4 protein-coding genes are annotated in these 6,320 nt (G+C 69.0%); all 4 read left to right on the forward strand.

Going from position 1 to position 6,320, the window contains the following annotated elements; translation table 11 throughout:
* Nucleotides 1-2,349, forward strand: a 2,349-nt coding sequence (gene nirB, locus V7D28_RS13020) for a nitrite reductase large subunit NirB (RefSeq protein ID WP_333587813.1), incomplete at its 5' end; no start/stop codon positions are given.
* Nucleotides 2,346-2,693 carry a nitrite reductase (NAD(P)H) small subunit gene (locus V7D28_RS13025; protein ID WP_333587814.1) on the forward strand — a complete coding sequence of 116 codons (348 nt, stop codon included), beginning with the start codon at nt 2,346-2,348 and terminating at the stop codon, nt 2,691-2,693. The genes nirB and V7D28_RS13025, both read left to right, overlap by 4 nt.
* A gap of 13 nt (nt 2,694-2,706) precedes the next feature.
* Nucleotides 2,707-5,349, forward strand: coding sequence for a nitrate reductase (locus V7D28_RS13030; protein WP_333587815.1), 2,643 nt, complete (start codon nt 2,707-2,709; stop codon nt 5,347-5,349).
* Entirely contained in the window at nt 5,339-6,121 is a 783-nt protein-coding gene (gene cobA, locus V7D28_RS13035) for a uroporphyrinogen-III C-methyltransferase (protein ID WP_333587816.1), read from the forward strand. The genes V7D28_RS13030 and cobA overlap by 11 nt, the downstream gene beginning before the upstream one ends.
* Nucleotides 6,122-6,320: the final 199 nt, after the last annotated feature.

Here is a 6,320-nt window from a genome sequence, read left to right on the forward strand (position 1 = left end):
ACCGAGCCCCGGGTGAACTATGACCGCATCATGCTGTCGCCCGTGCTGGCCGGCGAGAAGGCCTTCTCCGACATCGTCCTGAACGACGAGGCCTGGTACCGCGACAACGCCATCACCCTGCACACAGGCTGCGCCGTCGCAGAGATCGACCGCGAGGGGAGGATGGTTCGGGCGAGCGATGGAACCCAGGCCGCCTATGACCGGCTGATCCTGGCCACGGGTTCTGATCCAGTGCGCCTGCCCCTGCCGGGCGCGGACCTGGCGGGCGTCGTCACCTTCCGCGACCTGGATGATGTGGAGGCCATGGTGGCCGCCGCCGACGCCGGGGGCCAGGCCGTGGTGATCGGCGGCGGACTTCTGGGCCTGGAGGCCGCCTATGGCCTGGCCCGGCGAGGGATGCGGGCGACGGTCGTCCACCTGATGGACGTGCTGATGGAGCGCCAGCTCGACGAGTCGGCGGGCTTCCTTCTGCGCAGCGCCCTCACGGAGCGGGGCGTGGAGACCGTGCTCGGCGCCCAGTCCGAGGCGATCCTGGGCGAGGACGGCAAGGTCAGCGGCCTGCAGCTCAAGGACGGCCGAATCATCCCCTGCTCCCTGCTGGTCATGGCTGTGGGCATCCGCCCAAACACCGCCCTGGCGGCCAGCTGCGGCCTGACGGTGGGCCGCGGCGTGGTGGTGGACGACCAGATGCGGACCTCTGATCCGGCCGTCTTCGCGATCGGGGAGTGCGCCGAGCACCGCGGCGTCGCCTATGGCCTCGTGGCGCCCATCTGGGAGATGTGCCGCACCCTCGCCGACGTGCTGACCGGTGTGGAAGACTGCGCCTATGGCGGCTCGGTCCTGCAGACGCGGCTGAAGGTCTCCGGCGTCGATGTCTTCTCCGCCGGGCGCTTCTCCGGCGGCGATGGCTGCGAAGACGTGGTGTTCCGTGACGCCGGGCGGGGAGTCTACAAGCGCGTGGTGCTGGAGCAGGGTCGGGTGGCCGGCGCGGTCCTGTTCGGCGATGTGGTCGATGGCGGCTGGTACTTCGACCTGATGAAGTCGCAGGCCGATGTCAGCGAGCTGCGCGAAACCCTCATCTTCGGCCAGGCGGTGACGGAGGCGCTCCGCGGCGTGGACCCTAAGAGCGCCGTTGCAGCCATGCCGGACTCTCAGGAGATCTGCGGCTGCAACGGCGTGTGCAAGGGCGCGATCACCACCGCCATCGCGGACCTTGGCCTTGTCACCCTGGAAGACGTCCGCGCCCACACCAAGGCCTCGGCCTCCTGCGGCTCGTGCACGCCGCTGGTGGAGAAGCTGCTGGCGGTGACCCTTGGCGACGCCTTCCAGGCCCAGACGGGCCCCAAGCCCGTCTGCGGTTGCACCCATCACGGCCACGAGGTTGTGCGCAAGCGCATCGTCTCCGAGGGCCTGAAGTCAATCCCGGCGGTCATGCAGGCCCTCGAATGGACCACGCCCGAGGGCTGCGCCACCTGCCGCCCGGCGCTCAACTATTATCTGATCTGCGCCTGGCCCGGAGACTATCAGGACGACAAGCAGTCGCGCTTCGTCAACGAGCGGGTCCACGCCAACATTCAGAAGGATGGCACCTATTCGGTGGTGCCGCGGATGTGGGGCGGGATGACCTCGCCCCAGGAGCTGCGGGCCATCGCCGATGTGGCCGACAAGTTCGCCATTCCCGCAGTCAAGGTCACTGGTGGTCAGCGGATCGATCTGCTGGGCGTCAAAAAGGACGACCTTCCCGCGGTCTGGGCGGATCTGAATGCGGCCGGCATGGTTTCCGGCCACGCCTACGCCAAAGGTCTGCGAACCGTGAAGACCTGTGTCGGAACCGACTGGTGCCGGTTCGGAACGCAAGACTCCACGGGCCTGGGCATCCGGCTGGAAAAGCTGATGTGGGGGTCCTGGGCGCCGGCCAAGGTCAAGCTTGCGGTGTCGGGTTGCCCGCGCAATTGCGCCGAGGCCACCTGCAAGGACATCGGCGTCGTCTGCGTGGACTCCGGCTTCGAGATCCACATCGGCGGCGCCGCGGGGCTGCACATCCAGGGAACCCAGCTGCTGACCAAGGTCGCCAGCGAGGATGAAGCCGTGTGGACCATCTGCGCCGTCACCCAGCTCTATCGCGAGGAGGGCTGGTACCTGGAGCGCATCTACAAGTGGATGGCGAGGGTCGGTCTGGAGACGATCCGCGCTCAGGTTGAGGAGCCGGAGGCGCGCAAGGCCCTCTATGACCGTTTCGCCTATTCGCAGCGCTTCGCGCGCACCGACCCCTGGGCCGAGCGGGTCGCCGGTCGGCATGCCGATGAGTTCAATCCCCTCAGCCGTCGCCTGGAGTTCGAATCCGCATGAACGCCCTGGTCGAAGCCCCCCAGATCGCCTGGATCGATGTCGGCGCAGACACTGACATTCCCCGCCGCGGCGCCCGTCGCCTGAAAGGGCCGCATGGCGAGATCGCCATTTTCCGCACTGGCGATGGCCAGGTCTTCGCCCTGATGGACGCCTGCCCACACAAGGGCGGACCGCTCAGTCAGGGCATCGTCCACGGCGCCTCGGTCACCTGTCCGCTCCATGGCCGGGTGATCGACCTGGCCACCGGCGAGTCCACGGGCGCCGACGCCGGAAAGGGTTGCGCGCCGGTGGTGCCGCTGGAGGTGCGCGAAGGCCGACTGTTCATCGGCCTGGCCCGGACCTGAGGCGCCCGTGGCCGTGACGCGTACGACCTGTCCCTATTGCGGCGTCGGCTGCGGGATCGCGGCCCGCGCCGAGGGCCGCACGCTGGCGGTGGCTGGCGACGCCGATCACCCCGCCAATCTCGGCCGCCTCTGCTCCAAGGGCACGGCCCTAGGCGACACGGTGGGGCTGGAGGGGCGGCTGCTGACGCCGGAGATCGGCGGGCGACAGGCCTCCTGGGCCGAGGCGACGCGCCTGGTAGCCCGGCGGTTTTCGGAGACCATCGCCCGGCACGGCCCGGATTCAGTCGCCTTCTATGTGTCGGGGCAGCTCCTGACGGAGGACTATTACGCCGCCAACAAGCTCATGAAGGGCTTCATCGGCTCGGCCAATATCGACACCAATTCAAGGCTTTGCATGGCCTCGGCCGTGGCGGCGCACAAGGCCGCTTTCGGCGCTGATCTCGTGCCGGGCTGCTATGAGGATCTGGACCTCGCCGACCTCGTGGTGTTTTCGGGCCACAACGCGGCCTGGACCCATCCGGTGCTGTTCCGGCGAATGGAGGCGGCCCGAGGCCGCGGCCAGCGACACGTGGTCATCGATCCTCGCCGGACTGACACCGCCGAGATGGCTGACCTGCACCTTCCGCTGGCGCCTCAAACGGACGTGCGGCTCTGGAACGGGCTGCTCGCGAACCTGATGGACCGGGGCGTCGTGGACCAGGCCTATGTGGCCGCCCATGTTAACGGCTATGGCGCGGTGGTCGAGAGCCTGGCCCGCGAGGACCAGTCGCCGGCCGCCGTGGCCGCCGACTGCGGCCTGGACCTGGCTGATCTTGTCGCCTTCTACGACCTTTTCGCGGCCACGCCGAAGACCGTCAGCCTGTTTTCCATGGGGGCCAACCAGTCGGCTCAGGGGGTGGCCAAGGGACTGGCCATCCTCAATGTGCACCTGGCGACAGGACGGATCGGCAAGCCGGGCGCCTGTCCCTTCTCGATCACAGGCCAGCCCAACGCCATGGGCGGTCGAGAGACCGGCGGCCTGGCCAATACGCTGGCGGCCCACATGGACTTCACCGAGGCCGACTGCGCCAGGGTCGAACGGTTCTGGGGCGCGCCGAACCTGGCCCGCAAGCCCGGCCTCAAGGCCGTCGACATGTTCGAGGCGGTCGGCGACGGACGCATCAAGGCCCTGTGGGTCATGGCTACCAATCCGGCCGTCAGTATGCCCAGGGCGGAAACCGTCCGCGCGGCTCTGGCCAAATGCCCCTTCGTGGTGGTCTCCGACTGCATGGCGCGCACCGACACCGCCGTCTTCGCCCACGTGAAGCTGCCGGCCCTGGCCTGGGGCGAGAAGGACGGTACGGTGACCAACTCCGAGCGCCGCATCTCGCGCCAGCGCGCGGTGATGGCGCCGCCCGGCCAAGCGCGCCCGGACTGGAAGATCATCGCCGATGTGGCCACGGCCATGGGTCATGGGGCCACCTTCAGCTGGCGTTCCAACGCCCAGGTGTTCCGGGAATGGGCGCGGATGACCGCCTATGAGAACACTGGCCGGACCCTGGATCTGGGCCCGCTCGTCGGCCTCACGCCGGACGGCTACGACGCCTTGGCCCCGGTTCAGTGGCCGGTTAATCAGGCTGGCGGCACGGCGCGGCTGTTCACCGATGGCCGGTTCCCCACAGCCGATGGCCGGGCCCGGATGGTCCCGACGCCGGCCCTGGGACCGGCCGAGGCCACCGACGGCGCCTTTCCCCTGGCCCTGAACACCGGCCGGGTCCGCGATCACTGGCACACGCTCACCCGCACCGGTCTTTCCGCAGCGCTTAGCCGCCATGCGCCGGAGCCCTATGTGGACATCCACCCCGCCGACGCCCTGGCGCAGGGGATCGCCGAGGGCATGCTGACCCGGGTGCGCACCAACCACGGCGAAGCCGTCGCCCTGGCCAGGATCACAGACGTCCAGCGGCCCGGCTGCATCTTCATGCCCATGCACTGGAGCGCCGCGTATGCGCCGCGGGGTAGGGCCAATCCGCTTGTTTCAGGCCCTGTGGACCCGATATCCGGCCAGCCGGAGTTCAAGCACACGCCGGCCCGCATCCAGGCCTATCGCGAGACCTGGAGGGGCTTCTTCCTCTCCCGGTCGGCCGTCCCTCCTCCCGAGGGGATCGACCTGGTCTGGCGACGAATGACCCAGGACGGCTGCCAGCTTCACGAGTTCGCCGGCCGCGGTGACGCCGATCAGCGCGACGCCGTGCGCAAGGCGTTGAGCCGCGGCGCCGAAGGACAGGCGCTGCTGCTTGAGGACGCTCAGGGCGGGCGGCTGCGGGAAGCCTTCGTCCAGGACCAGCGGCTGGCCAGCGTACTGTTCATGACCGTGGAGACCGGCCGCCTGCCCCCCCGGGACTGGCTGGCCGCCCTGTTCGCCAAGGACCAGCTGAGCGACACTGATCGTGCGGCGTTGCTGATCGGTTTCGCTCCAGGGGTGGCCGTCGAGACCGGCCCCCTGGTCTGCGCCTGCCGCGGGGTGCGCCGGCCAAGGATCGAGGCGGCGATCGCCGAGGGCGCATCAACCCTGGACGCAGTGGGCGTGGCCACCGGGGCTGGAACCCAGTGCGGCTCCTGCCGTCCCGAAATCGCCCGCATGCTGCCCGCCGCGGAGACCCGTCATGCCGCCTGAAGCCAAGACCCTCTACCCTGTCCAGCTTGTGGGGGCGGGGCCAGGCGCCGCCGACCTACTGACCCTGCGGGCGGCGCGCGCCATCGAGGGGGCCCAGGCCCTGCTCTATGACGCCCTGGTCGGCGATGACATCCTGGCCCTGGCGCCCCCGGCCTGCCTCAAGATCCAGACCGGCAAGCGGGCGGGGCGTCCGTCCATGCGGCAGGAGACCATCAACCGCCTGATGATTCGGCTGGCCAGGCGAGGCCTGAGAGTCGTGCGGCTGAAGGGTGGTGATCCCTCGATCTTCGGCAGGGTGGGGGAGGAGGCCCAGGCGTTGCGTCGCCACGGCTTGGCGGCGGAGATTGTACCCGGTGTCACCGCGGCCTGCGCGGCGGCGGCACAGTTTGGCTTGCCGCTGACCCATCGGGGCGTGGCCCGTCGAGTGGTGATGGCCACGGCGACCACGCAGGATGGAGAACTCACCATGGACTGGGCCGCCGCCGCCGACGCCGAGGCGACTTTGGCCATCTACATGGGAGCCCGCGCTGCGCCAGTGATCGCGTGCCGCCTCATCGCAGCGGGGCGATCGGCTCACACCCCCGTAGCGCTCGTCAGCAACGCCAGCGCACCGAACGCGCAGTTTCAGGGCATGACCCTCGCCGCGCTGGCGGCTGATCACTGTCTGGGTCTTGCGTCGGCGCCGGCCTTGATCTTGGTGGGTGAGGCGCTCGCCGCTTCTGAAGCCTGGTCACCTAGCGCCGAAACGGAGCGCCTCGTAGGCGCGGCCTGATAGCGCAAGGTAATTCGGGGCGCGGCTGCGCTTCCAAATCGATCGGTGCGGCAGTGGGCGTTCTGGTGGTTGGTATCGCCGTAGGTATCAATGACAATGATCGAACCTAAATGACCGTTCGAAAAGCATAAATAGACCTCAATTCGAGTCCTGCCGGGCCCACCAGCGGGGCGGCGTCGCGCGTGTTCGCCACGACCAG

It is taken from the genome of Phenylobacterium sp. (assembly GCF_036723115.1).
In the GTDB taxonomy this organism is placed as follows: Bacteria; Pseudomonadota; Alphaproteobacteria; order Caulobacterales; family Caulobacteraceae; genus Phenylobacterium.